This window comes from Bradyrhizobium guangzhouense (assembly GCF_004114955.1).
GTDB lineage: Bacteria > Pseudomonadota > Alphaproteobacteria > Rhizobiales > Xanthobacteraceae > Bradyrhizobium > Bradyrhizobium guangzhouense.
In genome coordinates this window covers 3,198,421-3,221,257 of sequence record NZ_CP030053.1, presented here as the reverse complement: position 1 = coordinate 3,221,257, position 22,837 = coordinate 3,198,421, and the positions used below count along the sequence as shown (strand labels likewise).

Below are 22,837 nucleotides of genomic sequence, written 5' to 3'. Positions count from 1 at the left end.
TTCTCGAAAAATGAATTGTTGCGAACGCTGCCATCACAAAAGCGAAACGACGCCATGGAACTGAGCGACATCCAGACCTTTGCCGCGGTCGCCCGCACCGGCGGCATCACCCGTGCCGCCGAAGAGCTCAACACGGTGCAATCCAATGTCACCCAGCGCATCAAGGCCTTGGAGGCCGAGATCGGGACGCCATTGTTCGAGCGCCACAGCCGCGGCATGGCATTGACCGGTGCCGGCAAGCGCCTGCTCCCCTACGCGCAGCGGATGGCCGCGCTGTCGCGCGAAGCCCTGCTCGCGGCACGCGACGACGGCGAGGCGAAGGGACCTCTGTCGATCGGCTCGATGGAAACGACGGCTGCGGTGCGGCTTCCGCCGTTGCTCGCCGACTTCCACCGCCGCTTCCCGGCGGTGCGCCTCTCTTTGCGCACGTCAACAACCGCCGATCTCGTCGCCGGTATCCTCGAAGGTGCGCTTGATGGCGCGTTCGTCGCCGGGCCGATCGCCCACGACGACCTCACCGTGACAAGCGCATTCCGCGAAGAGCTGGTTCTGGTCAGCGCGCGGCGCTGGGGCTCGCTTGCCGAGCTTCGCGCCGGCACGCCCGAGTCGGGTCCGACCGCGCTGGTGTTCCGCACCGGGTGCACCTACCGCCAGCGCCTCGAGCAGATCTTTGTCGAGTTCGGCTGGCCCTCGGCGGCGCGCTTCGAGCTCGGCACGCTTGACGGAATGATCGGCTGCGTCGCCGCCGACATGGGCGTCACGCTGCTGCCGCGCGCCGTGGTCGAGCGCAGCGCGATGACCGGCAACGTGACCATGCACCCGCTGAGCCCGGCACACGGGCGCGTCGCGACGCTGTTCATCCGGCGCCGCGCTGGCCATCAATCGAGCGCGCTTCGGGGCTTCCTGTCATGCCTGACTGGAGCTGACGACATCATCGCGGCCTGATCGACCACCGCCGCAGCGCCACCATGGCCCAGATCGCCTCGACGAGGCCGAACGGCCAGGCCCCTTGCAGGAAGCCGTAGGCCGAGCCGAGCGCGCACGCGGCGGCGAACAGCAGCACGAACCAATGGCTGCGGTCTTCGAGGGCGTAAGTGACCAGCATTGCTGTCACGGCAAACAAGCCGAATAGTGTCAGGGCATCCACGTTCTGGGTTCACTCCGCGGCGCGACGCATGATATGCGCTAGTCCCATGCCGGCTCTTATCCTGCCCCTCGTCGATGCTGCAACCCACTGGCCCGAACGCGGCGGGTTGATCGGCCTTGACCTCGGCACCAAGACCATTGGCGTTGCCGTGTCCAATCCGGACCGCCGGTTGGCGACCGGCGTCGAGACCATCCAGCGCAAGCAGTTCAAGCAGGACGCCGCACGGCTGCTCGCCATCGCCACCGAGCGCAAGGTCGTCGGCTTCGTGCTTGGACTGCCCATCAACATGGACGGCAGCGAAGGCCCGCGCGCCCAGTCAACCCGTGCCTTCGCCCGCAATCTCGCCAATTTGACCACGCTCCCGATCGGCCTCTGGGACGAGCGCCTGTCGACGGCAGCCGTCGAGCGCGAGCTGATCGGCATGGACGTCAGCCGCGCCAAGCGCGCCGAAGTGATCGACGAGCATGCCGCGATTTTCATCCTGCAGGGCGCGCTCGACCGGCTCGCCAATCTTCGTACGGCGTCGGGGAATGGTTGATCCATGGCCGTCGTGATCGCGGCGCTGCTGCCGGTCTTCATTCTCATCGTGCTCGGCGTCGTGCTCCGGCACAGCCTGATGCGGCTCGACACGCAATGGCACGGGCTGGAACGGCTGACCTATTACGTGCTGTTCCCGATGCTCCTGATCCAGACGCTGGTGAAGGCGGATCTTTCAAGAGTGCCAGTCGCCGGCGTTGGCGGCGCGCTGCTGCTGGCCGCGCTCGCGATGTCGCTGCTGTGCCTCGCGCTGCGCCCGGCCCTGGCGCGGCTCGACATCGACGGCCCCGCCTTCACCTCGATCTTCCAGGGCGCGACGCGCTGGCAGACCTACGTGGCGCTGTCCGTCTCCGCCAATCTTTACGGCGACGTCGGCCTGGCGCTGGCCTCCGTCGCGATGGTCGCGATCATCCCGCTTGTGAACGTGTTCAGCGTTGCCGTACTCGCGCATTATGCATCGCCCGAGAAGCAATCCGCGCGCGCGATCGCCCTGACCGTGATCCGCAATCCCCTGATCTGGGCCTGCGTCATCGGCATGGTCATCAATGTCGTCCATCTGCCGCTGCCAAAAATCTGGCACGAGGTCGCTGACGCGCTCGGCCGCTCCTCGCTCGCCATTGGCCTGCTCGTCACCGGCGCCGGCCTTCAGCTCAAGGGCCTGCTCCGCCCGAGCCTGGGCGCGTCGATCGGCGTGGCGTTCAAGCTGGCCCTGATGCCGGTGCTCGCGCTGGCGCTCGCAATCTGGTTCGGACTGTCAGGCACCAACCTCGCGATCGTCGCGATCTGCGCGGCAGTGCCGACCTCGCCGAGCGCCTATGTACTGGCCCGCCAGATGGGAGGCGATGCGCCGCTCTTGGCGCAGATCATCACGCTGCAGACGATCCTGGCAGCGATCACGATGCCGGTCGCGATCGCGCTGGTGGCGACCGGACCCTAAATGTAAGGACCACCGAGGAAGATGATCGCCATATTCATGCCCGAATGGAGCATGACGGGCAGCCAAGTCGAATTGGTCCGCAAGCGAAAATAGCCAAGCACGAGCCCTGTGACAAAAAGCCAGGAGCGGTCGTACCAGCCATATTGCGTGTGGTTGAACGCCCATAGCGCTGCTGTCAAGGCGATGGCGCCGTAGGGCCCGAGAAACGACAGAGACCAGCCTCGAAACATAAAGCCTCGGAAAACGAACTCCTCCATCACCGGCGCTGCAACAGAATACCCGATCGCCAGGCTGAGCAACCCCGCGGCCCCTCCAACGACAACGTCGGAATTGGTTTGAGGCGTCGTTATGCCAAGCTTAATCGTGACAAAGGATTCGATTGTCATGAGGATAATCATGACGCCGAAGCCAACGACCACCTCATCGCGACGTGGCCAGTTGAGCGCCAGATAATCGGCGAAGTCTCTCCCCGCCATCCGCACCGCCAGCCACAGTACCGCGATCGCAGCCGGCGTTCCCATCATGATTCCGGAAGCCTGCCAGCGGCCCTGCCACCACGTTGCTTGAAACTCGGCCGACGTCAGGCTCTTCGTTCCACCATACGCAATGAGCAACAAGCTCAGTGCGATCCCGCCGGTTAGCACGAACGCGCCGTCAGCAAGCAGCGCGACGAACAATGTCTCCATGAAATCCCATGTCCGGGGCGGCCGGGTTGAACCTGCCGCGGAAGGATCGGCATTTTCGAGGTCGGACATGCAGGGCTTTCGCGACAACTTCGCAGAGAAGGAAGGCTCCGGTGCTACCCAACATACTGGAGCAAGATCGAGTGGGCAATCGCGACGTCCTCGAAGGTTCTGCGCCCCGCCTCAGCCCCCCAGCCACGTGGTCAGCACCACCGCGGTCATGTTGTTCAGCCCATGCAGCACGATGGTGAGCCACAGCGAGCCCGCGCGATAGCGCATGTAGCCGAACCACAGACCGATCGAGAAAACCTCGGCGAGGAAGTAGAGATCGTACTGGATGTGCACCGCCGTCCATACCAGCGACGACAGCACGATGGCGCCGGGCACGCGCAGAAACGTCTCCGACCAGCCGCGGTAGAGGAAGCCGCGCGCGAGCACCTCTTCCGACATCGGCGCCGCCAGGCTGAACGCCAGCAGGAGCAGCAACGCGCCGCCCTTGTCGCGGCCCGATTTGAGGAGATCGGTCATGAACCCCGGCGTCGCCTCACGGCCCAGCGAGCGCGAGACAACTTCCCAGGCGAGCACGATCAGGATGAGACCAATCGCGCCAAGCAGGATTTGCCGCCATGACGGCCAATGCAGCGCGAGATAATCGACGAAGGAGGCCTTCCTGATGCGAATGGCGATCCACGCCACGAGAAGCGTCGCGGGCAGCCCCATGATGACCGACAGGGCGAGCGCCTGAGGCTCAGCGCCGACGAGCTGCATCGATGCGAGGTTGAGAGACAGACCGCGACCCACCACGAGCAACACGACCGCGCCGATCTGTCCGACGAACATCGCGACAAGGAGCAAAAAGCCCCACAACGCTGTGCCCCAGAACTTCCAGACGCGCGGCAGCGCCGGCGTCTCGGTCAGCGGCGGATGGTCGGGATTGAGGGAGTCCATCAGGAAACTTTCGGTTGGACGACTCACGGCAGCGCCCGCGCGAGCAGCGCGCGTGCGTCGCCGCTATCGAGCTCGACAGCGCCATACATGCTGGCGTGATTGGTGGCGAGGCGGGTGGCGGCGAACAGTTCAGCGTTGTGAGGCGACACGCAGTTGAGCGCTGCGGCCGCGGCCAGCAGCGCCAGCTTCTCGACTGCGAGCCGCGCAACGCGCTCGCCGTCGGCGCGGTGGAAGGCCTTGCCGATGAAAGCGACGGCCTCGCTTGCCCCGGGAAGGCCTTTCGTCTCGGCCGCGAGAGCTTGCAGCACCGCCGTCGCCGCCTCTCCCTCGCGCGAGAGTGCGCGGAGCACGTCGAGGCACATCACATTGCCGGAGCCTTCCCAGATCGCGTTGACCGGCGCCTCCCGGTAGTGGCGTGCCAGAATGCCGTCCTCGACATAGCCGTTGCCGCCGAGGCACTCCATCGCCTCGTAAAGGAATGGCGGCGCGCTCTTGCAGGTCCAATATTTGATCGCGGGCGTCAGCAGCCGCATATAGGCGGCCTCCGCCGCATCATCAGGCGTGCGATCGAAGGCGCGGCAGAGCCGCGTCACCAGCGCGGTGCTCGCCTCCACATGCAGCGCCATGTCGGAGAGCACGGCCTGCATCAAGGGCTGATCGGCGAGATGCTTCTGGAACACGCTGCGGTGACGGGCGTGATGTAGCGCATGCGCGAGGCCCGAGCGCATCAGGCCGCTGGAGGCGATCGCGCAATCCTGCCGCGTCAGCTGCACCATCTGGATGATGGTGCGGATGCCTTTGCCCTCCTCGCCGACGCGTTCGGCATAGGCGCCGACGAACTCGACCTCGGAGGACGCGTTCGAACGATTGCCGAGCTTGTCCTTCAGCCGCTGGAACTGCATCGCGTTGACCGATCCATCCGGCGCGAAGCGCGGCATGAAGAAACAGGTCAGCCCTCCATCCGCCTGCGCCAGCACCAGGAACGCATCGCACATCGGCGCCGACATGAACCATTTATGGCCGGTGATTCGATAGGCATTCCCGTCGCGCACCGCGCGCGTCATGTTGGCGCGCACGTCGGTGCCGCCCTGCTTCTCGGTCATGCCCATGCCGAGCGTCATGCCGCGCTTGTCCCACCACGGCGCGAAGCTGGGATCGTAGCTCCTGGTCGACAGCACCGGCATCACCTTGCCGAGCAGATCCGGCTGCATCGCCAGCGCGGCGACCGAGGCGCGCGTCATCGTGATCGGGCAGAGATGGCCGGTCTCGACCTGCGAGGCCATGTAAAATTTTGCGGCGCGAATGACTTCAGCCGCATCGCCCGCTGGCTTCCCATCCGCAGTCCACGTCGAATTGTGCACGCCGGCATGCACGCTGTGCGCCATCAGCTCGTGATATCCAGGATGAAACTCGACCTGGTCGCGGCGATTGCCCTTGGCATCGAAGGAGCGGAGTTTTGGCGTGTTCTCGTTCGCGACGCGGCCGCGATCGGCCATCGCCGCAGAGCCCCAATGCCTGCCGAACTCCGACAGTTCCCGCTCCGCCGCCGCGCCGCCATTGGCCTTCACGGCCTCGACCAGCGGCTGGTCGACCGTGAACAGATTCACGTCCTCGAACGGCGGCGACTGGTTGAAGACCTCGTGGGTCGCAAAACTCGGCTGGGTCATGACGTCATCTCGGGCCGGAATCAGTTCCGCCGCGGCTGGATCGGGAAATCATAGGCCGCCCCGCCCGCCCCCGGCAGGGAAAAATGCCACCACTCCTTCGAATAGTTCACAAAGCCTTGCCTCGCCATCGCCGCCACCAGCCGCTTGCGCCAGGCGCGCTGCTCTGCCGTGATCGACGGTGCTGCGGTATGCCCTTTCTCATCGGTGCAATCGTAGCCGGTGCCCATGTCCACGCTGCCCTCCGGCAGCCGCGCCGCGACCGGCGCCGTGCAATCAGCGTAGGATTTTGCGGGATCGATCCTGGCGGAATTGTCGGCCTTGAGATCGACCAGCGTGAGGTCGAGCGCCGCGCCCGTGGAATGCTGCGAGCGGCTGGCGATATAGCCGAGGCGAAACAGCTCGGTCTTGGCGATCCTCGGATTATAGCGTCGATCTGCCGCGCTCTCATGGCCGTTCTGCGACCATCTCACCATGTCGAGCGAGGCGCGCGCCGGCCGGTAGCAGTCGAACATTTTCAGCGACAGGTTCTGCGCCGCCAGCTCCTGCTGGACCGCTTTCAGCCGCAAGCCCACTTCCCGCTTCACCACGCATTCGCCGGCGCCGTAGCCGGCGAGCGGACGGCCGAGGAAATTGTTCGACGTGGCGTAGCGGATGTCCTGGATGATGCTGGGATCGATATCGCGCAGATAAACGAAGCCGCCGGGGAGTGACTGGGCGTGGGCGGCGGAAAAGGTCCCTATCAGTACAATTGCAATTCGAATTGATTTCACAGAATGCCCCTGCATCGTCACACCCAGGCTTGTCTCGGCCGCCCACGCCCTTTTTACGGCGAGAAAGCCGACAGATCAGGGGATAACTCCCCGCCCCGGCATTGGCCCTTGCTCCATCAGCCATCCGCGCCTATAGCTCTCGCTTTAATGACATCGAAATCGACCTTCGTCCTCGGCCACCGGCATTTGCTGGGCATCGAGGGCCTTTCCGCGGCCGACATTACCGGCCTCCTCGACCTGTCCGAAGAATATGTCGAGCTCAACCGCCAGGTTGACAAGAAGCGCACCGTCCTGCGTGGACGGACGCAGGTGAACCTCTTCTTCGAGGCGTCCACCCGAACGCAATCCTCGTTCGAACTCGCGGGCAAGCGCCTCGGTGCCGACGTCATGAACATGTCGGTGTCCTCCTCGTCCATCAAGAAGGGCGAGACGCTGGTCGACACCGCGATGACACTCAACGCCATGCACCCTGACATCCTGGTGGTGCGCCATCACGCCTCCGGCGCGGTGGAACTGCTGGCGCGCAAGGTCGACGGTTCCGTGATCAATGCCGGCGACGGCGCGCATGAGCATCCGACCCAGGCGCTGCTCGACGCGCTCACCATCCGCCGCAACAAGGGCCGGATCGAGGGCCTCGTGGTCGCGATCTGCGGCGACGTGCTGCATTCGCGTGTCGCCCGCTCCAACATCATCCTGCTCAACACCATGGGCGCCCGCGTCCGCGTCGTCGGTCCCTCCACGCTGCTGCCCACAGGCATCGAGCGGATGGGCGTCGAGGTTGCGCGCGACATGCGCGAGGGACTCAACGGCGCGGATATTGTGATGATGCTGCGGCTGCAGCGCGAGCGCATGAACGGCTCCTTCGTGCCGTCGACCTCGGAGTACTTCCACTATTTCGGGCTCGACCAGAAGAAGCTCGGCTACGCCAAGCCCGATGCGCTCGTGATGCATCCCGGCCCCATGAACCGCGGCGTCGAGATCGACACGGCCGTGGCCGACGGCGCGCAGTCCCTGATCCGCGAACAGGTGGAGATGGGGGTTGCCGTGCGCATGGCGGTGCTGGAAGCGCTCGCCCGTAACCTGCCGAACGCGTGATGGCCGCCATGCTGACCGACCGCCGCCCGATCCTGCTCGCCAACGCCCGCGTCGTCGATCCCTCGAGGGATTTCGATGGCCCCGGCGACGTCCTGATTGCCGACGGCATCATCCGCGAGATCCGCCGCGGCATCGGCGCTGCCGGCGTCCCCGAGGGCACCGACGTCGTCAATTGCTCCGGCAAGATCGTGGCGCCCGGCCTGATCGACATGCGCGCCTTTGTCGGCGAGCCCGGCTTCAGCCATCGCGAGACCTTTGCGAGCGCCAGCCAGGCGGCCGCGACCGGCGGCATCACCACCATCATCTGCCAGCCTGATACGTCTCCCGTCATCGACAATTCGGCGACCGTCGATTTCGTGATGCGCCGCGCGCGCGATACCGCGATCGTCAACATCCAGCCGATGGCGGCGCTCACCAAGGGCATGCGCGGCGAGGAGATGACCGAGTTCGGCCTGCTCAAGGCCGCCGGCGCCGTCGCTTTCAGCGATGGCGATCGCAGCGTCACCAATTCGCAGGTGATGCGCCGTGCGCTGACCTACGCCCGCGATTTCGACGCGCTGATCGTGCATCACACCGAGGACCCTGACCTCGTCGGCGAAGGCGTGATGAACGAGGGCGAGTTCGCCTCGCGCCTCGGCCTGATGGGCATCCCGAAGGCCGCCGAGGCCGTGATGCTCGAGCGCGACATGCGCCTCGTCGCACTGACCGGCGGCCGCTACCACGCGGCCTCGCTGTCCTGCATCGACTCGCTCGAGATCATGAAGCGTGCGCGCGAGGCGGGCCTTGCCGTCAGCGCCTCGGTCTCGATCAATCATCTTGCGCTGAACGAGAACGACATCGGCCCCTACCGCTCGTTCCTGAAGCTGTCGCCGCCGCTGCGCACCGAGGACGATCGCCGCGCGCTGGTTGAGGCGGTCGCCTCCGGCCTCGTCGACGTCATCATGTCCGACCACAACCCGCAGGACGTCGAGGTCAAGCGCCTGCCCTTCGCGGAAGCCGCTCCCGGCGCCATCGGGCTCGAGACCATGCTGCCGGCGGGGCTGCGGCTGGTTCACAATGACGAGCTCGACCTCAAGACGCTGATCCGGGCGATGTCCACCCGGCCGGCCGAACTGCTTGGCTTGCCCGGCGGAACCCTGCGCGTGGGCAGCCCGGCCGATGTCGTGGTGATCGACCTCGATGTCCCCTGGGTGGTCGATCCCGCCGACCTCAAATCACCCTGCAAGAACACCCCGTTCGACGAGGCGCGCTTTACAGGCCGCGCCATCAGGACCATCGTCGGCGGTCGAACGGTTTACGAGCATGTCTAACGGGCGCTGTCAGCCATGGAGAGACAGCCATGGGGCTTGATGCATTGCTGCCGGTGGCCTTCATCATCGGCTACCTCTTCGGTTCTGTCCCGTTCGGGCTGATCCTGACCCGGCTCGCCGGAACGCAGGATCTGCGCTCGATCGGCTCCGGCAATATCGGCGCCACCAATGTGCTGCGCACCGGCCGCAAGGGCCTTGCCGCAGCAACCCTGCTGCTCGACGCGCTCAAGGGCACAGCGGCGGTGGTGATTTCAGGCTATCTCGCCGGCCCCAACGCCGCGATGCTGGCGGGTCTCGGCGCCTTCCTCGGCCACCTCTTTCCGGTCTGGCTCAAATTCAAAGGCGGCAAGGGCGTCGCCGTCTATATCGGCATCCTGCTCGGCCTGTTCTGGCCGGCAGCGCTGGTGTTCTGCGTAATCTGGCTCGCCACCGCCTTCACCACCCGTTACTCCTCGCTCTCGGCGCTGGTGGCAGCCTTCATCACGCCGCTGTTCCTGTGGTGGTTCGGACACCTTGCCCTGGCCTCACTGTCCGTCGTGCTGACGCTGCTGCTGTTCTACATGCATCGCGAGAACATCAAGCGGCTGCAATCGGGAAAAGAAGGCCGCATCGGCGAGAAGGCTTAAGTCGCGCTTTCGACTCCGAGACCGGAAAAAGTACGGATACCGCCGCGCCTCTTCCGCATTATATGCCAAATCCTGTTCGCAACTTTCACCCGACTCGTGGGAGCTAGTGGCGGTCGGGTTCCATGCCTGTCATCCTGACAGTGGACATGGCGTTACGCGGTTGCTCAGAATGAGCGGGAAGATTGACGGCACGCATGATGACGGTAGCGCGCAGGGCACTGCGGCAAGCCGCCTGCTCTCGCTGACCAACATCTGGTCGGATGCGCCCTCGCTGCCTGCGGCCCGAGAGCCTCTTTCCGTTCCGCCACAGCGACCTGCTCCCGGCGTGCAAGCCCCGGTGATGGTCGAGGTCGCACCAGCGCCCCCGCCCGTCGCATCCGTGCGAGCGCGCGCCGAACGATGGCCACCGCCGACACTCTCGCTCGCCTTGCAGGGCGGCGGCAGCTTTGCCGCCTTCACTTGGGGCGTGCTGGAGCGGCTCCTGGAAGAGCCATCCATCGACTTCGACACCATCAGCGGCGCCAGCGCCGGCGCCATCAACGCGCTGCTCCTCGGCTGCGGCCTTGTCGAGGGCGGCCGCGAAGGCGCTCGCAGGAGGCTGAACCGGTTCTGGACCCGGCTGATGCACGAAGCCTCGTTCCGCTCGCTGATGCTGGTCGGCGGCTTCTCGCCGGCGGGAAGCTCGGTCGCCTTCGGCCCGACGCTGCGCTCCGGCCAGTTCGATCCGTTCGATCTCGACCCGCTGCGCCAGGCGCTCTCGCGTGACATCGATTTTACCGCCTTGCGCGATCCGAAATGCCCGAAGCTGCTGATCGCGGCGACGCGGATCCGCGACGGCCAGCAGCAGATTTTTGGCAACCAGGTCATCACCGCCGATGTCGCGCTCGCCTCGACCTGCCCGCCCCTCGTCCACTGCGCCGTCGAGATCGACGGCGAGGCCTATTGGGATGGCGGCTTCGGCGGCAATCCGCCGCTGATCAAGCTGGCGCAACAATCGACATCAGCCGATTTGCTTCTCATCCAGGTCACGCCGACGCGCGATGCTTACGTGCCCATCACGCTCGCCGCGATCGACCGCCGCCTCGACCAGATCGCGGCCAATGCCGCACTCAAGGCCGAGATCGCTGCGATCGAATGGGCGCAGCCGCACGTAGCGCCCGCGCTGCGGCTCTCCAGGATCGCCGCCGAAGATTCGATCGAGGGCTTGGCGCAACGCTCGTCGACCGATCTCGGCCGCGGCTTCATCCGCCTGCTGCACCGAAGCGGCCGTGAGGCTGCCGAGCGCTGGCTCAGGCAAGGCGCGACGGGCGCTGACGTCCAACGCGCATTGTCCGTAGCCGAACCCGCGCTAGCCTGAATTCGCCAGCGCATTCTCCAGGAACCACGCCGCGGCAAGCGCGCCGGGATCGTTGCCGAACCGTGCGATCACCTGCACGCCGATAGGCAGGCCGCCGACCTTCATCACCGGCACGTTGACGCAAGGATTGCCCATTAGCGTCCACAGCCTGTTATAGCGGGGCGAGCCGGTCGAGGCGAGCTCCTTGGCCGGTGCGGTGCCCGGCGCGGAATATGTGAGCAGCACGTCCAAACCTTCGAACACTTCGCCAAGCTCGCGACGGCCGCGGCGGGCGACGCGGCGCGCATCGTCATATTCTTTCGGCGTCAGCCTGACCGTCTCATCGAGGCTGGCGCGCAGCAGCGGCGCGATCTCGTCATGATGCTGGTCGAACTCCCAGGCGAGCGCGCGATGCGCCTCAAAGTCCTGGATGATGGGATGGATGCGCCAGGCTTCCTTGACCGCCACGGGCAGATCGATGATTTGCACGCTGGCCCCGGCCTTCTCGGCCGCCTTGATCGCGGTCCGCAAGCCCTCTTCCGCGGCCGGCTCGACGGCCTCGGCAAACTCTTGCCTGACCACGCCGATACGCGGCGACTTCGCCGGCGCAATGCCTGAGAATTCGCTGCGGCCGGTCATCCCCAAAAGTCCGCGCGCCAGATCTTCCGCGCGCGATCCGAACAGGCCGACCGTATCGAGCGCCCACGAATAGCATTTCACGCCAACCGTCGGCAGCATGCGAAACGACGGCTTGATCGCGGCAGCGCCGCAATAGGCGGCAGGCCGGATCACCGAGCCGCCGGTCTGGGTGCCCAGCGCCAGCGGAATCATGCCGGCGCCCACGGCAGCCGCCGAGCCCGAGGACGACCCCCCAGGCGTATGGCCGGGATTGTGCGGATTGAGCGTCGGCGTCGGATCGCGCGAGGCGAACGCCGTGGTCGTGGTCTTGCCGACGATGGTGGCGCCGGCCCGCTTCAACATCATCACCACGGGCGCATCGGCGCGCGGCTGCCAGCCGCGATAGATCTCCGAGCCCATCTCCGTCGGCATATTGGCAGTGTCGATGATGTCCTTGATGCCGACCGCGATACCGCGCAGCGGTCCGGAGACCTGCGCCTTCGCCGCTGTGTCGTGCCGGACGAAGGCACGAACATCCTTGTCTTTGGCCTCGATCGCGGCATGCGACTGCGCGATCGCGGCATCGGGCGAAAGCTCGCCCGCTTCGATGCGGCGCTGGAGATCGGCAAGTGAAATCATGGCAACACCTTTCTTATTGGTATCGCTTTTAGCATCGGGGCGAGGCTGCGCAAGCGCACGCCGCTGTTGCCCACGCCCTCAGGTTGCTCCATGCTGCGCCCACAAGGAGACGCCGTGGACGCCATCAATCCGAGCACCGAGCTGACCGAGCAAGAGCGGATCGACCGTTTGCGGCTGATCCGCTCCGACAATGTCGGGCCGCGCACCTTCCGGTCACTGGTCGAACATTTCGGCACGGCGCGTGCCGCGCTGGAGCGGCTGCCGGATCTGGCGCGACGCGGCGGCGCACAGCGATCCGGCCGCATCTGCAGCGTCGATGAAGCGAGGGCCGAGCTCGTCGCGAGCCGCAAGTTCGGCATCGCCTGGCGCGCGCCCGGCGAGGACGGCTATCCGGCGCGGCTCGCGACGCTCGACGATGCCCCGCCGTTGCTGGCGGTGCGCGGCGACGTCGCAGCACTGATGCGTCCGATGATCGCGATCGTCGGCTCGCGCAATGCCTCCGGCGCCGGCCTGAAATTCGCCGGCCAGCTCGCGCGCGAGCTTGGCGAAGCCGGCTTCATCATCATCTCCGGCCTTGCCCGCGGCGTCGACCAGGCCGCGCACCGCGCCAGCGTCGCGAGCGGCACCATCGCGGTACTCGCCGGCGGCCATGATTGCATCTATCCGCCCGAGCATGGCGATCTGCTCGGCGCGGTCCTCGATCAACAGGGCGCGGCGATCTCCGAAATGCCGCTCGGCCACGAGCCGCGTGCCCGCGACTTTCCCCGCCGCAACCGGCTGATCTCGGGCGCATCGCTCGGCGTGGTCGTGGTGGAAGCCGCGCACCGCTCGGGCTCGCTGATCACCGCGCGCATGGCAGCCGAACAGGGCCGCGAGGTGTTCGCAGTCCCCGGCTCGCCGCTCGATCCGCGCGCTGCCGGCACCAACGATCTGATCAAGCAGGGCGCGACGCTGGTCACGGAAGCCGCCGATATCATCAACGCGGTTCAGCCGATCATGGAGCGGCCGCTGATGCGTCCTGCGAGCGAGCCCGACAGCGAACCGTTCGAGAGCGACCCGCAAGGCGACGACCGCGATCAGATCACCGGCCTGCTCGGCCCCGCCCCCATCTCGATCGACGATCTGGTGCGGATGTCCGGCGCTTCGCCGGCGATCGTACGCACTGTGCTGCTGGAGCTCGAGCTCGCCGGCCGGCTCGAGCGGCACGGCGGCGGACTGGTGTCGTTGCTCTAACTAGGTTGGCTCGTTCGGCTGGCCCGGTCACCTCTCCCCAGCGGGGAGAGGTCGGATTGCGCAGCAATCCGGGTGAGGGGCCGCGGCGTCCCGTGAGACCGGAACCCCTCACCCGGATCGCATCTTACGATGCGACCCGACCTCTCCCTTCGGGAGAGGTGTTCGGAGCACCTGGCTCGCATCTCACCAAAGTAATTTGCTAACCACCGTTCCGCTCGTCAAACCGCGACCTTGCCGCCGCGATCTGGTCCTGATGCGTAATCGCCCACTCACCCAGCGCCTTCACCGGCGCCTGCAGCCCGCGGCCGAGATCGGTCAGCTCGTAATCGACGCGCGGCGGAATGGTCGGGAAGATCGTGCGCGTGACGAGACCGTCGCGCTCGAGGCCGCGCAGCGTCAGGGTCAGCATCCGCTGCGAGATGCCGTTGATCATGCGCTTGAGCTCATTGAAGCGCTTCGGTCCGTCGCTGAGCATCATGATGACGAACACACTCCATTTGTCGCCGACGCGCGCGAGGATCGAGGCGACGTTACGGCAGTCGGCGTGATCGGGATCGTGCCGTCGCGGCAAGGCAGGCAAACGGCTGTGTGTCGGTTCCAAAGATGTGCCCATGGCTCAAAAAAGTGCGTTCTTGCGGGGTTTTCGGCAGTCACTCATGTAGCGCGGGTTACAAATCTATACCATGGGTGACCCCAATGAAACTCCTCCATATCGACTCCAGCGTTCTCGGCCCCCACTCCGTCTCCAGGCAGGTGTCTGCCGCCATCGTCGACCGGCTCCGGCAGGCAACACCCACGCTCGATCTCGTCTATCGCGACCTGACCCAGACCCCGCTCGCGCATCTCTCCGGATCGCATCTCGCGGCCGCCCAGGGCGCCCCCGCACCGGCGGAGCTCAGTGCCGATCTCGCGGCGAGCGCCGCCGTGCTGGATGAGTTCCTCGCGGCCGACGTCGTGGTGATTGGCGCGCCCATGTACAATTTTACGATTCCAAGCCAGCTCAAGGCCTGGATCGACCGCGTGATGGTGGCGGGAAAGACGTTCAAATATGGCGCGAGCGGTCCGGAGGGTCTTGCCGGCGGCAAGCGTGTGATCTTCGCGATTTCCCGCGGAGGCTATTACGGCCCGGGCACCCCAGCCGCCGCGCTCGAACATCTCGAGAGCTATCTACGCGGCGTGTTCGCGTTCATGGGCATCACGGCCCCTGAATTCATCGTCGCTGACGGAATCCAGGTTGGTCCTGACCATCGCGAGAAAGCGCTGGTCGGCGCGCTCCAGGCGGCCAGCTCCTTGCGTGCGGCGTAAGGCTGCCCCGACGACAGCCGCTGCCGGACCCGGCGGCGGCTGAAAGACCGGCAAAGCTAAAACCAGGCGCCCTGCACGCCCAGGATCACGGCAACGAGCGACACGAGCAGGCCGACGCCGGAGAAAATCGCAACCCCGATGAACTCCGACATGTCGGAGCGCTCCTTGACGGGAACTGCGGACCGTTCGGTGTAAATACGCGGTGCTGAAATCGGAGAATAAATATGTGCTGCTTTCGGCATAACGGGCTCCCTCAAATGAGTCTTGTGACCCCCTGCCCGTAGAAAAGTCTCGGCAGCGCATACGAAGGTTCAACGCGTCACGCAAGCTTTAGAAAATACATCTCGCAAGACGCGGGAACCGGCCGGCGCAACCAGTCTTGCGGCGCCGGCCGATTCAAATTGAAACTGATTTGATCAGCCCCGATAGACCGGCGCGCCGGCGGGCGACGCAACTGCACCGCCATCGACGAAGATCTCCTGGCCCTGAATATGAGCGGCATCGTCGGAGGCGAGGAACAGCACCGTCTTGGAAATGTGATCGGGTTCACCAATGCGCCCCAATGGCGTCGCTAGTCCGATACGCTTCTCGAACGCCTTCTCCGCTTCAGGCGTTGCAACCGCGGCGCCCCAGATCGGCGTGCGAATCGCGCCGGGCGCAACGACATTCACGCGAATGCCGCGCGGCGACAGTTCCGAGGCCATGATCCGCGCCATCGCCCGTACGCCGGCCTTCGCCGCGCCGTAAGCCGAATAGCCGGGATTGCCGAGCACTGAAATCACCGAGCCGTTGAGAATGATCGAGGCATTGTCGTTGATATAAGGCAGCGCCGATTGCACCGTGAAGAACACGCCGGTGAGATTGGTGCTGATCACCTTCTCGAAGACCTCGAGCGTCGCAGATCCCAGCGGCGTGCCGCCGGGGATGCCGGCATTGGCAAACAAAATGTCGAGCTTGCCGAATGTCTCGCTGCCCTTCCTGATCGCAGCTTCGGTCGCGGCGATGTCGGTCGTATCGGCAGCGAGCGCGATCGCGTTCCGACCGAGCTCCCTTGCTGCAGCTTCCAGCGTCTCCTTGTTGCGCCCGGTGACGATCACCTTCGCGCCCTCGGCCACGAACAGCTTCGCCGTTGCCAGTCCAATGCCGCTATTGCCGCCGGTGATCAGTGCCGTCTTGCCTCGAAGCCTCATGTTCGTCTCCAATGGTTGCATCATAAAACCATGTTGCCATCTAGGGCACATGGTTTTATGATGCAACCACACATCCGCGTGATCGACGCCGAAATCGGGCGAATGCGATAGGACCAGCACGATGGTGAAACGAACGAGTTTTGAGGGTGATGCCTGCCCGATCGCACGATCGCTGGAGGCGATTGGCGACTGGTGGTCGCTGCTGATCATCCGCGAGGCGCTGTTCGGCGTGCGCCGCTTCGGCGAGTTTCAGAGCAAGCTCGGCATGGCCAAGAACATCTTGTCGGCGCGGCTGCGCTCGATGATCGACCACGGCATCCTGGAAACAGCCCCCGCCTCCGACGGCAGCGCTTACCAGGAATATCTGCTGACGCCGAAGGGACGCGGCCTCTTCCCGATCCTGGTCGCACTCCGGCAATGGAGCGAGGAATTCGATGATCATCCGGAGGAGATCACGACAATCCTGGTCGATCGCGCCAAAGGCCGCCCGGTGCGCAAGCTCGAACTGCGCGCCGAGGATGGCCGGCTGCTCAGTCAGCCCGATACAATGGTAAAGCTGCGGCCGGCAACGAGGCGGCGGTCGGCAATGGGATGACGTTGCGCCAGCCGCTCTATGGCAAAGCGGTAACCAAGCACTCGATGTCATTGCCAGCGAAAGCGGGCGATCCAGTATTCCAGAAGCGGTCCTGATGCCTCGATGCGCCGCGGCGTACTGGATTCCCCGCCTTCGCGGGGAATGACGGCCGTTGCGGAGCGACAGCCCCCTTACGACAGCTTGCGCTTGCTCCGCAGCCGCAAGTGCTCGTCGGCCTCGAGCTTGGTCATGCCCAGGAGATAATGCAGCACGTCCAGCTTGTGGCGCTCGGCGAGCTTGCGCAAGCTGGCCACCTGCTCGGCGATGAAGGCAGCCGCCTCGTCAGCGCCGCCCTCGCCCGGTTCCTCGCTGCGCGAACGTGCTTGTGCGCCCGACGCGGCGCGTGCCCGCTTCCGTCCTGGTTTTGCCACCAGCCCCACCCGAATCCATGCCCCGCGGGGACATTACGCCGATAGCAACCGCAACTCCAAGGTGGTAATTTGCAACTTTCTCGATATGAAACTTTTCCCAATTCGAGGGCTTTCAACACCCTTCGATTTGACAGCGGGGGCCTCACCACCCATGTTCGGGACGAAACGGCCGACCCGAATCTAGAGGAAATCGGCCCAATATTTCCCCGTAAGTTACTGGAACTACATGAATATCGTCATTGTGGAGTCGCCGGCGAAAGCCAAGACGATCAACAAGTATTTGGGCTCGTCCTATGAGGTTCTGGCCTCATTCGGCCATGTCCGCGACCTCCCGGCGAAGAACGGCTCCGTCGATCCCGACGCCAATTTCAAGATGATCTGGGAGGTCGACCCCAAGGCGGCCGGCCGGCTCAACGATATCGCCAAGTCCCTGAAGGGCGCCGACCGCCTGATTCTGGCGACCGACCCTGATCGCGAGGGCGAAGCCATCTCCTGGCACGTGCTCGAGGTGATGAAAGAGAAGCGCGCGCTGAAGGATCAGAAGATCGAGCGCGTGGTGTTCAACGCCATCACCAAGCAGGCCGTCACCGACGCGATGAAGAACCCGCGCCAGATCGACGGCGCGCTGGTCGACGCCTATATGGCCCGCCGCGCGCTGGACTATCTGGTCGGCTTCACGCTCTCCCCCGTGCTGTGGCGCAAGCTGCCGGGCGCCCGCTCGGCCGGCCGCGTGCAGTCGGTGGCGCTGCGCCTCGTCTGCGACCGCGAGCTGGAGATCGAGAAGTTCGTGCCGCGTGAATATTGGTCGCTGATCGCGACGCTGTTGACGCCGCGCGGCGATGCCTTCGAGGCGCGCCTCGTCGGCGCCGACGGCAAGAAAATCCAGCGCCTCGACATCGGCACCGGCGCAGAAGCCGAGGACTTCAAGAAGGCGCTGGAGCTCGCCACCTACGCGGTGACCGCGGTCGACGCCAAGCCGGCGCGCCGCAATCCGCAGGCGCCGTTCACCACCTCGACCTTGCAGCAGGAAGCCAGCCGCAAATACGGCTTTGCGCCGGCGCACACCATGCGCATCGCCCAGCGTCTTTATGAAGGCATCGACATCGGCGGCGAGACCACCGGACTCATTACCTATATGCGGACCGACGGCGTGCAGATCGATCCCTCCGCGGTCACACAGGCGCGCAAGGTGATCGGCGAGGATTACGGCAACGCCTATGTGCCTGATGCCCCGCGCCAGTACCAGGCCAAGGCCAAGAACGCCCAGGAAGCGCACGAAGCGATCCGCCCGACCGACCTCTCCCGCCGTCCCGACAGCATGAGCCGCCGGCTCGATGCCGATCAGGCGCGGCTCTATGAGCTGATCTGGAAGCGCACCATCGCCAGCCAGATGGAATCGGCCGAGCTCGAGCGCACTACCGTCGACATCACGGCAAAGGCCGGTGCACGAACGCTGGAGCTGCGCGCCACCGGCCAGGTCGTCAAGTTCGACGGTTTCCTCGCGCTTTACCAGGAGGGCCGCGACGACGAAGAGGACGAAGACTCCCGCCGCCTGCCCGCGATGAGCCAGGGCGAGGCGATGAAGCGGCAGTCGCTGTCGGTCACCCAGCATTTCACCGAACCGCCGCCGCGCTTCTCCGAGGCCTCGCTGGTCAAGCGCATGGAAGAGCTCGGCATCGGCCGGCCCTCGACCTATGCCTCGATCCTCCAGGTGCTGAAGGACCGCGGCTACGTCAAGCTGGAGAAGAAGCGCCTGCATGGCGAGGACAAGGGCCGCGTCGTGGTCGCGTTCCTCGAGAGCTTCTTCAACCGCTACGTCGAGTACGATTTCACGGCCAATCTGGAGGAGCAGCTCGACCGCATCTCCAACAACGAGATCTCCTGGCAGCAGGTTCTGAAGGACTTTTGGACCGGCTTCATCGGCGCCGTCGACGAGATCAAGGATCTGCGCGTCGCCCAGGTGCTCGACGTGCTCGATGACATGCTGGGCCAGCACATCTATCCGCCGCGCGCGGATGGCGGCGACATCAGGCAGTGTCCGAGTTGCGGCAACGGCCGGCTCAATCTCAAGGCCGGCAAGTTCGGCGCCTTCGTCGGCTGCTCTAACTATCCGGAATGCCGCTACACCCGTCAGCTCGCCGCCGACGGTGAGACCACCGCCGACCGTTCGCTCGGCCAGGATCCGGAGACCGGTCGCGATGTCTGGGTCAAGGCCGGCCGCTTCGGCCCCTACATCCAGCTCGGCGAGCAGAAGGATTACGAGGAAGGCGAGAAGCCGAAGCGCGCAGGCATCCCGAAGGGGACCTCGCCCGGCGATGTCGAGCTCGAGCTCGCGCTCAAGCTGTTGTCGCTGCCGCGCGAGATCGGCAAGCATCCCGAGACCGGCCAGCCGATCACGGCGGGCCTCGGCCGCTTCGGGCCGTTCGTGAAGCATGAGAAGACCTATGCCAGCCTGGAAGCCGGCGACGAGGTCTTCGACATCGGTCTCAATCGCGCCGTCACGCTGATCGCCGAGAAGGTTGCGAAGGGCCCAAGCCGCCGCTTTGGGGCCGATCCCGGCAAGGCGCTGGGCGATCACCCCTCGCTCGGCACCGTCACGGTGAAGAGCGGCCGCTACGGTGCCTATGTCACCGCAGGCGGCGTCAACGCGACCATTCCGGCCGAGTTCGAAAAGGACACGGTGACGCTGGCACAGGCGATCGCACTGATCGACGAGCGCGCCGCCAAGGGCGGTGGCAAGGCCAAGTCGGGCACCAAGACGGCGAAGAAGGCAGCGAAGCCAGCCAAGGCCAAAAAGGCCGCAGAGGGCGACGACGCCGCGCCGAAGAAGAAACCGGCCGCGAAGAAAGCGGCCAAACCGAAAACTGAATCCACCAGCAAGGCGCGCGCAGGCGTGGCGTCGACGGCCAAGACTTCAGCAGTCAAGACGTCGCCGACAAAGGCATCCGCCGCCAAAGCTCCGGCCAAGAAGAGTGCCGGCACCAATTAGAGGTTAAGTGAAACGCAAGAATGACCATGGCTTTCCCGACAGGCAAGCCATCGTCGCCTTCATCAAGGCACATCCCGGAAAGGTCGGAACCCGCGACATCGCGCGCGAGTTCGGCCTGAAGAACGCCGATCGCATCGAGCTCAAGCGCATTTTGCGCGAGCTTGCCGACGACGGCACCATCAAGAAAAAACGCCACACGGTGTCCGAGCCGGATGCCCTTCCGCCGACGCTGGTCGCCGACATCACGGGTCGCGACGCTGACGGCGAGTTGATCGCCTCCCCCAGCGAATGGGACGAGGTCGAGAGCGGCGAACCGCCAAAAATCCTCATCGAGATGCCGCGCCGGCCCAAGCCCGGCACCGCCGCAGGCGTCGGCGACCGCGCGCTGCTGCGCATCGAGCCCACCGGCGAAGACGAAGGCCCGGCCTATCGCGGCCGCATCATCAAGGTCTTCGACAAGGCCAAGAGCCGCATCCTCGGCGTCTTCCGCGCGCTCCCCGAAGGCGGCGGACGGCTGGTCCCTGTCGACAAGAAGTCCGCCGATCGCGAGCTGAACATCGCGGCCGCCGACACGCGCGGCGCGCAGGATGGCGACCTCGTCAGTGTCGACATCGTTCGCACCCGCAGCTTTGGGCTCGCCTCAGGCCGCGTGAAAGAGAAGCTGGGCTCGGTCAAGTCGGAGAAGGCGATCAGCCTGATCGCGATCTACGCCCACGACATCCCGCTAAACTTCTCCTCCGCCGCGGAGCGCGAGGCTGAAGCCGCCGAACCTGCGAACCTGAAGGGACGCGAAGACTGGCGCGACGTCCCGCTCGTCACCATCGATCCGCCCGACGCCAAGGATCATGACGACGCGGTGCATGCGCAGGCAGATCCCGATCCGAACAACAAGGGCGGCTTCATCGTCGACGTCGCCATTGCCGATGTGAGCTTCTACGTGCGGCCGGGCACCGCGCTGGATCGAGACGCGCTCGACCGCGGCAACTCGGTCTATTTTCCCGACCGCGTCGTGCCGATGCTGCCCGAGCGCATCTCCAACAATCTCTGCTCGCTGGTGCCGGGGGAGCCGCGCGGCGCGCTGGCGGTGCGGATGATCATTGCCCCCGATGGCCGCAAGAAGTCGCACAGCTTTCATCGCATCCTGATGCGCTCGGCCGCAAAGCTGAGCTACGCGCAAGCGCAAGCCGCGATCGACGGACGGCCTGACGACACCACCGGCCCCCTGCTCGATCCGACCCTCAGGCCGCTCTATGCCGCCTACGCCTGCGTCAAGCGCGCGCGCGACGAGCGCGATCCGCTCAATCTCGATCTGCCCGAGCGCAAGATCCTCTTGAAGAGCGACGGCACGGTCGACCGCGTCGTCGTGCCTGAGCGCCTCGATGCGCACAAGCTGATCGAGGAGTTCATGATCCTCGCCAATGTCGCGGCGGCGGAAATGCTGGAGAAGAAATCGCTCCCGCTGATCTACCGCGTGCATGACGAGCCGACGCTGGAGAAGGTGCATGCGCTCTCGGAATTCCTGGAGACACTCGACGTTCCCTTCACCAAATCAGGCGCGTTGCGCCCGACGCTGTTCAACCGCGTGCTGGCCCAGCTCGAAGGCCATGACTATTACCCGCTGGTGAGCGAGGTGGTGCTGCGCGCCCAGGCGCAGGCGGAATATTCGTCGGAAAACTATGGGCACTTCGGCCTGAATTTGCGCCGCTACGCGCATTTCACCTCGCCGATCCGCCGCTATGCCGACCTCGTCGTGCACCGCGCGCTGGTCCGTGCGCTGGGCCTGGGCGAAGGCGCCCTGCCCGACAGCGAGACGCCGGAAACCTTAAGCGAGGTCGCCGCGCATATTTCGCTGACCGAGCGGCGTGCGATGAAGGCGGAGCGCGAGACCGTCGATCGTCTCATCGCCCATCACCTCGCCGACCGCATCGGCGCGACCTTCCAGGGCCGTGTCTCCGGCGTCACCCGCGCCGGCCTGTTCGTCAAGCTGAGCGACACCGGTGCGGACGGATTGATCCCGATCCGATCCCTCGGCGCGGAATATTTCAACTATGACGAGAGCCGTCACGCGCTGATCGGCACGCGCAGCGGCACCATGTACCAGCTCGGAGATATCGTCGACGTCCGCCTGATCGAAGCTGCCCCCGTCGCAGGCGCGCTGCGCTTCGAGCTGCTGTCATCCGCGAGCGAGACCAGCCCGCGCGATCGCAGGCGCCCCAATCCGCAGCGCCGCCCCTCGTTCAAGGCCCATCCCGGCCGCAGCCCGGATAAAAAACGCAAGTCGTCGAAGCCAAAATCAGGCAAAGCGAAGGGCAAGGGAAAGAACAAGGGCAAGAGCAAAGGCAAGAAGGGCGGGGCATGGTGACCATGAGCACGGCGCCGAAAATCTGGACGCGCGAGACCGGCCTCGTCGAGAAGCGCGACCTCTGGGCGGCGATGAAGCGCGGCTTTCGCGGCCGCTGCCCACGCTGCGGCCAGGGGAAGCTGTTCCGCGCCTTCCTGAAGACCGCGGACGCCTGCTCGTCGTGCGGCCTCGACTTCACGCCGCACCGCGCCGACGATCTGCCCGCCTATCTCGTCATCGTCATCGTCGGCCATGTCACGGTGCCGAGCATTTTGTGGATCGAGACCAATTACACGACGCCGGTCTGGCTCACCTTCGTGGCCTATCTGCCCTTCACCTTCTTCGCCTCGCTCGGACTGCTGCAGCCGGTGAAGGGAGCTGTGGTCGGCTTGCAATGGGCTCTGCGCATGCACGGGTTTGACGAGAACCCGCCGGATGGTATTCCGCCTGTGTAAGCACAA

Annotated in this window: 23 protein-coding genes; 13 read left to right on the top strand and 10 right to left on the bottom strand. The window is 65.4% G+C overall.

Annotated elements, in window-relative coordinates:
• Window positions 1–54: 54 nt before the first annotated feature.
• On the top strand, window positions 55–945 hold the full coding sequence (locus XH91_RS15595; protein ID WP_128951392.1) for a LysR family transcriptional regulator: 891 nt from the start codon (window positions 55–57) through the stop codon (window positions 943–945).
• Here the strand turns inward: XH91_RS15595 and XH91_RS15590 are convergent.
• Window positions 932–1,147, bottom strand: a complete 216-nt coding sequence (locus XH91_RS15590; RefSeq protein WP_128951391.1) for a hypothetical protein — start codon at window positions 1,145–1,147, stop codon at window positions 932–934. The two genes, XH91_RS15595 and XH91_RS15590, sit on opposite strands and share 14 nt — an antisense overlap.
• Before the next feature lie 46 nt (window positions 1,148–1,193).
• Here XH91_RS15590 and ruvX point away from each other — a divergent pair, with 46 nt between their 5' ends.
• Together ruvX and XH91_RS15580 are read left to right on the top strand one after the other, a co-directional pair.
• Complete coding sequence (ruvX, locus tag XH91_RS15585) at window positions 1,194–1,685, top strand: Holliday junction resolvase RuvX (protein WP_164934009.1); 492 nt, start codon at window positions 1,194–1,196, stop codon at window positions 1,683–1,685.
• 3 nt (window positions 1,686–1,688) lie between these two features.
• Window positions 1,689–2,621: an AEC family transporter gene (locus tag XH91_RS15580; RefSeq protein ID WP_128951389.1), complete on the top strand. Its 933-nt coding sequence runs from the start codon at window positions 1,689–1,691 to the stop codon at window positions 2,619–2,621.
• Here XH91_RS15580 and XH91_RS15575 read toward each other — a convergent pair.
• From XH91_RS15575 to XH91_RS15560, 4 genes are all read right to left on the bottom strand, one after another.
• Window positions 2,618–3,376: a CPBP family intramembrane glutamic endopeptidase gene (locus tag XH91_RS15575; RefSeq protein ID WP_128951388.1), complete on the bottom strand. Its 759-nt coding sequence runs from the start codon at window positions 3,374–3,376 to the stop codon at window positions 2,618–2,620. The genes XH91_RS15580 and XH91_RS15575 overlap by 4 nt on opposite strands.
• Before the next feature lie 111 nt (window positions 3,377–3,487).
• The gene (locus XH91_RS15570) at window positions 3,488–4,252 is read right to left on the bottom strand and encodes a CPBP family intramembrane glutamic endopeptidase (RefSeq protein ID WP_128954860.1); all 765 of its coding nucleotides are present in this window, start codon (window positions 4,250–4,252) and stop codon (window positions 3,488–3,490) included.
• Between the two features lie 23 nt (window positions 4,253–4,275).
• On the bottom strand, window positions 4,276–5,919 hold the full coding sequence (locus XH91_RS15565) for an acyl-CoA dehydrogenase family protein (RefSeq protein ID WP_128951387.1): 1,644 nt from the start codon (window positions 5,917–5,919) through the stop codon (window positions 4,276–4,278).
• Window positions 5,920–5,939: 20 nt separating this feature from the next.
• Window positions 5,940–6,704 (bottom strand): M15 family metallopeptidase, encoded by a 765-nt coding sequence (locus XH91_RS15560; protein ID WP_128951386.1) that lies wholly within the window; start codon window positions 6,702–6,704, stop codon window positions 5,940–5,942.
• Window positions 6,705–6,836: 132 nt separating this feature from the next.
• Here XH91_RS15560 and XH91_RS15555 point away from each other — a divergent pair, with 132 nt between their 5' ends.
• The 4 genes from XH91_RS15555 to XH91_RS15540 all read left to right on the top strand — a co-directional run bounded on the left by XH91_RS15555 (window position 6,837) and on the right by XH91_RS15540 (window position 11,077).
• A complete protein-coding gene (locus tag XH91_RS15555) occupies window positions 6,837–7,784 on the top strand; it encodes an aspartate carbamoyltransferase catalytic subunit (RefSeq protein WP_092235927.1) in 948 nt (315 codons plus the stop codon).
• 8 nt (window positions 7,785–7,792) lie between these two features.
• The gene (locus XH91_RS15550) at window positions 7,793–9,094 is read left to right on the top strand and encodes a dihydroorotase (RefSeq protein ID WP_164934018.1); all 1,302 of its coding nucleotides are present in this window, start codon (window positions 7,793–7,795) and stop codon (window positions 9,092–9,094) included.
• Between the two features lie 29 nt (window positions 9,095–9,123).
• Window positions 9,124–9,720: a glycerol-3-phosphate 1-O-acyltransferase PlsY gene (plsY, locus tag XH91_RS15545; RefSeq protein ID WP_128951384.1), complete on the top strand. Its 597-nt coding sequence runs from the start codon at window positions 9,124–9,126 to the stop codon at window positions 9,718–9,720.
• Between the two features lie 169 nt (window positions 9,721–9,889).
• A complete protein-coding gene (locus tag XH91_RS15540) occupies window positions 9,890–11,077 on the top strand; it encodes a patatin-like phospholipase family protein (protein WP_164934008.1) in 1,188 nt (395 codons plus the stop codon).
• Here XH91_RS15540 and XH91_RS15535 read toward each other — a convergent pair.
• Window positions 11,069–12,313 carry an amidase gene (locus XH91_RS15535; protein WP_128951382.1) on the bottom strand — a complete coding sequence of 415 codons (1,245 nt, stop codon included), beginning with the start codon at window positions 12,311–12,313 and terminating at the stop codon, window positions 11,069–11,071. The genes XH91_RS15540 and XH91_RS15535 overlap by 9 nt on opposite strands.
• A gap of 90 nt (window positions 12,314–12,403) precedes the next feature.
• On the opposite strand from XH91_RS15535, the gene dprA reads away from it, so the two are divergent.
• Window positions 12,404–13,546 carry a DNA-processing protein DprA gene (gene dprA, locus XH91_RS15530; RefSeq protein ID WP_128951381.1) on the top strand — a complete coding sequence of 381 codons (1,143 nt, stop codon included), beginning with the start codon at window positions 12,404–12,406 and terminating at the stop codon, window positions 13,544–13,546.
• Window positions 13,547–13,745: 199 nt separating this feature from the next.
• Here the strand turns inward: dprA and XH91_RS15525 are convergent, their stop codons facing one another.
• Window positions 13,746–14,159: a winged helix-turn-helix transcriptional regulator gene (locus tag XH91_RS15525; protein WP_128951380.1), complete on the bottom strand. Its 414-nt coding sequence runs from the start codon at window positions 14,157–14,159 to the stop codon at window positions 13,746–13,748.
• Window positions 14,160–14,242: 83 nt separating this feature from the next.
• Between XH91_RS15525 and XH91_RS15520 the strand changes: the two genes are divergently transcribed.
• Window positions 14,243–14,851: an FMN-dependent NADH-azoreductase gene (locus tag XH91_RS15520; protein WP_128951379.1), complete on the top strand. Its 609-nt coding sequence runs from the start codon at window positions 14,243–14,245 to the stop codon at window positions 14,849–14,851.
• A gap of 56 nt (window positions 14,852–14,907) precedes the next feature.
• On the opposite strand, the gene XH91_RS15515 is transcribed toward XH91_RS15520, so the two are convergent.
• Both XH91_RS15515 and XH91_RS15510 read right to left on the bottom strand, forming a co-directional pair.
• The gene (locus XH91_RS15515) at window positions 14,908–15,093 is read right to left on the bottom strand and encodes a hypothetical protein (RefSeq protein WP_128951378.1); all 186 of its coding nucleotides are present in this window, start codon (window positions 15,091–15,093) and stop codon (window positions 14,908–14,910) included.
• A 174-nt stretch (window positions 15,094–15,267) separates the two neighbouring features.
• A complete protein-coding gene (locus XH91_RS15510) occupies window positions 15,268–16,041 on the bottom strand; it encodes an SDR family NAD(P)-dependent oxidoreductase (protein WP_164934007.1) in 774 nt (257 codons plus the stop codon).
• A gap of 121 nt (window positions 16,042–16,162) precedes the next feature.
• Here XH91_RS15510 and XH91_RS15505 point away from each other — a divergent pair, with 121 nt between their 5' ends.
• Window positions 16,163–16,636, top strand: a complete 474-nt coding sequence (locus tag XH91_RS15505; protein WP_128951377.1) for a winged helix-turn-helix transcriptional regulator — start codon at window positions 16,163–16,165, stop codon at window positions 16,634–16,636.
• 170 nt (window positions 16,637–16,806) lie between these two features.
• Here XH91_RS15505 and XH91_RS15500 read toward each other — a convergent pair whose 3' ends face one another.
• Entirely contained in the window at window positions 16,807–17,046 is a 240-nt protein-coding gene (locus XH91_RS15500) for a hypothetical protein (protein ID WP_128951376.1), read from the bottom strand.
• Window positions 17,047–17,272: 226 nt separating this feature from the next.
• Between XH91_RS15500 and topA the strand changes: the two genes are divergently transcribed.
• The 3 genes from topA to XH91_RS15485 are packed head-to-tail and all read left to right on the top strand — an operon-like array spanning window position 17,273 to window position 22,831.
• A complete protein-coding gene (gene topA / locus XH91_RS15495; RefSeq protein WP_128951375.1) occupies window positions 17,273–20,035 on the top strand; it encodes a type I DNA topoisomerase in 2,763 nt (920 codons plus the stop codon).
• 7 nt (window positions 20,036–20,042) lie between these two features.
• Window positions 20,043–22,397 (top strand): ribonuclease R, encoded by a 2,355-nt coding sequence (gene rnr / locus XH91_RS15490; RefSeq protein WP_128951374.1) that lies wholly within the window; start codon window positions 20,043–20,045, stop codon window positions 22,395–22,397.
• Window positions 22,391–22,831: a DUF983 domain-containing protein gene (locus XH91_RS15485; RefSeq protein ID WP_128951373.1), complete on the top strand. Its 441-nt coding sequence runs from the start codon at window positions 22,391–22,393 to the stop codon at window positions 22,829–22,831. Before rnr ends, XH91_RS15485 begins: the two co-directional genes overlap by 7 nt.
• The last annotated feature ends 6 nt before the right edge of the window (window positions 22,832–22,837 follow it).

What these genes read in the sequence shown, in the direction of transcription:
- XH91_RS15595 (WP_128951392.1), top strand. Translation starts at nt 55, where the DNA reads ATGGAACTGAGCGACATCCAGACCTTTGCCGCGGTCGCCCGCACCGGC.
- ruvX (WP_164934009.1), top strand. Translation starts at nt 1,194, where the DNA reads ATGCCGGCTCTTATCCTGCCCCTCGTCGATGCTGCAACCCACTGGCCC.
- XH91_RS15580 (WP_128951389.1), top strand. Translation starts at nt 1,689, where the DNA reads ATGGCCGTCGTGATCGCGGCGCTGCTGCCGGTCTTCATTCTCATCGTG.
- XH91_RS15575 (WP_128951388.1), bottom strand. Translation starts at nt 3,376, where the DNA reads ATGTCCGACCTCGAAAATGCCGATCCTTCCGCGGCAGGTTCAACCCGG.
- XH91_RS15570 (WP_128954860.1), bottom strand. Translation starts at nt 4,252, where the DNA reads ATGGACTCCCTCAATCCCGACCATCCGCCGCTGACCGAGACGCCGGCG.
- XH91_RS15565 (WP_128951387.1), bottom strand. Translation starts at nt 5,919, where the DNA reads ATGACCCAGCCGAGTTTTGCGACCCACGAGGTCTTCAACCAGTCGCCG.
- XH91_RS15560 (WP_128951386.1), bottom strand. Translation starts at nt 6,704, where the DNA reads ATGCAGGGGCATTCTGTGAAATCAATTCGAATTGCAATTGTACTGATA.
- XH91_RS15555 (WP_092235927.1), top strand. Translation starts at nt 6,837, where the DNA reads ATGACATCGAAATCGACCTTCGTCCTCGGCCACCGGCATTTGCTGGGC.
- XH91_RS15550 (WP_164934018.1), top strand. Translation starts at nt 7,793, where the DNA reads ATGCTGACCGACCGCCGCCCGATCCTGCTCGCCAACGCCCGCGTCGTC.
- plsY (WP_128951384.1), top strand. Translation starts at nt 9,124, where the DNA reads ATGGGGCTTGATGCATTGCTGCCGGTGGCCTTCATCATCGGCTACCTC.
- XH91_RS15540 (WP_164934008.1), top strand. Translation starts at nt 9,890, where the DNA reads ATGAGCGGGAAGATTGACGGCACGCATGATGACGGTAGCGCGCAGGGC.
- XH91_RS15535 (WP_128951382.1), bottom strand. Translation starts at nt 12,313, where the DNA reads ATGATTTCACTTGCCGATCTCCAGCGCCGCATCGAAGCGGGCGAGCTT.
- dprA (WP_128951381.1), top strand. Translation starts at nt 12,404, where the DNA reads ATGCTGCGCCCACAAGGAGACGCCGTGGACGCCATCAATCCGAGCACC.
- XH91_RS15525 (WP_128951380.1), bottom strand. Translation starts at nt 14,159, where the DNA reads ATGGGCACATCTTTGGAACCGACACACAGCCGTTTGCCTGCCTTGCCG.
- XH91_RS15520 (WP_128951379.1), top strand. Translation starts at nt 14,243, where the DNA reads ATGAAACTCCTCCATATCGACTCCAGCGTTCTCGGCCCCCACTCCGTC.
- XH91_RS15515 (WP_128951378.1), bottom strand. Translation starts at nt 15,093, where the DNA reads ATGCCGAAAGCAGCACATATTTATTCTCCGATTTCAGCACCGCGTATT.
- XH91_RS15510 (WP_164934007.1), bottom strand. Translation starts at nt 16,041, where the DNA reads ATGAGGCTTCGAGGCAAGACGGCACTGATCACCGGCGGCAATAGCGGC.
- XH91_RS15505 (WP_128951377.1), top strand. Translation starts at nt 16,163, where the DNA reads ATGGTGAAACGAACGAGTTTTGAGGGTGATGCCTGCCCGATCGCACGA.
- topA (WP_128951375.1), top strand. Translation starts at nt 17,273, where the DNA reads ATGAATATCGTCATTGTGGAGTCGCCGGCGAAAGCCAAGACGATCAAC.
- XH91_RS15485 (WP_128951373.1), top strand. Translation starts at nt 22,391, where the DNA reads ATGGTGACCATGAGCACGGCGCCGAAAATCTGGACGCGCGAGACCGGC.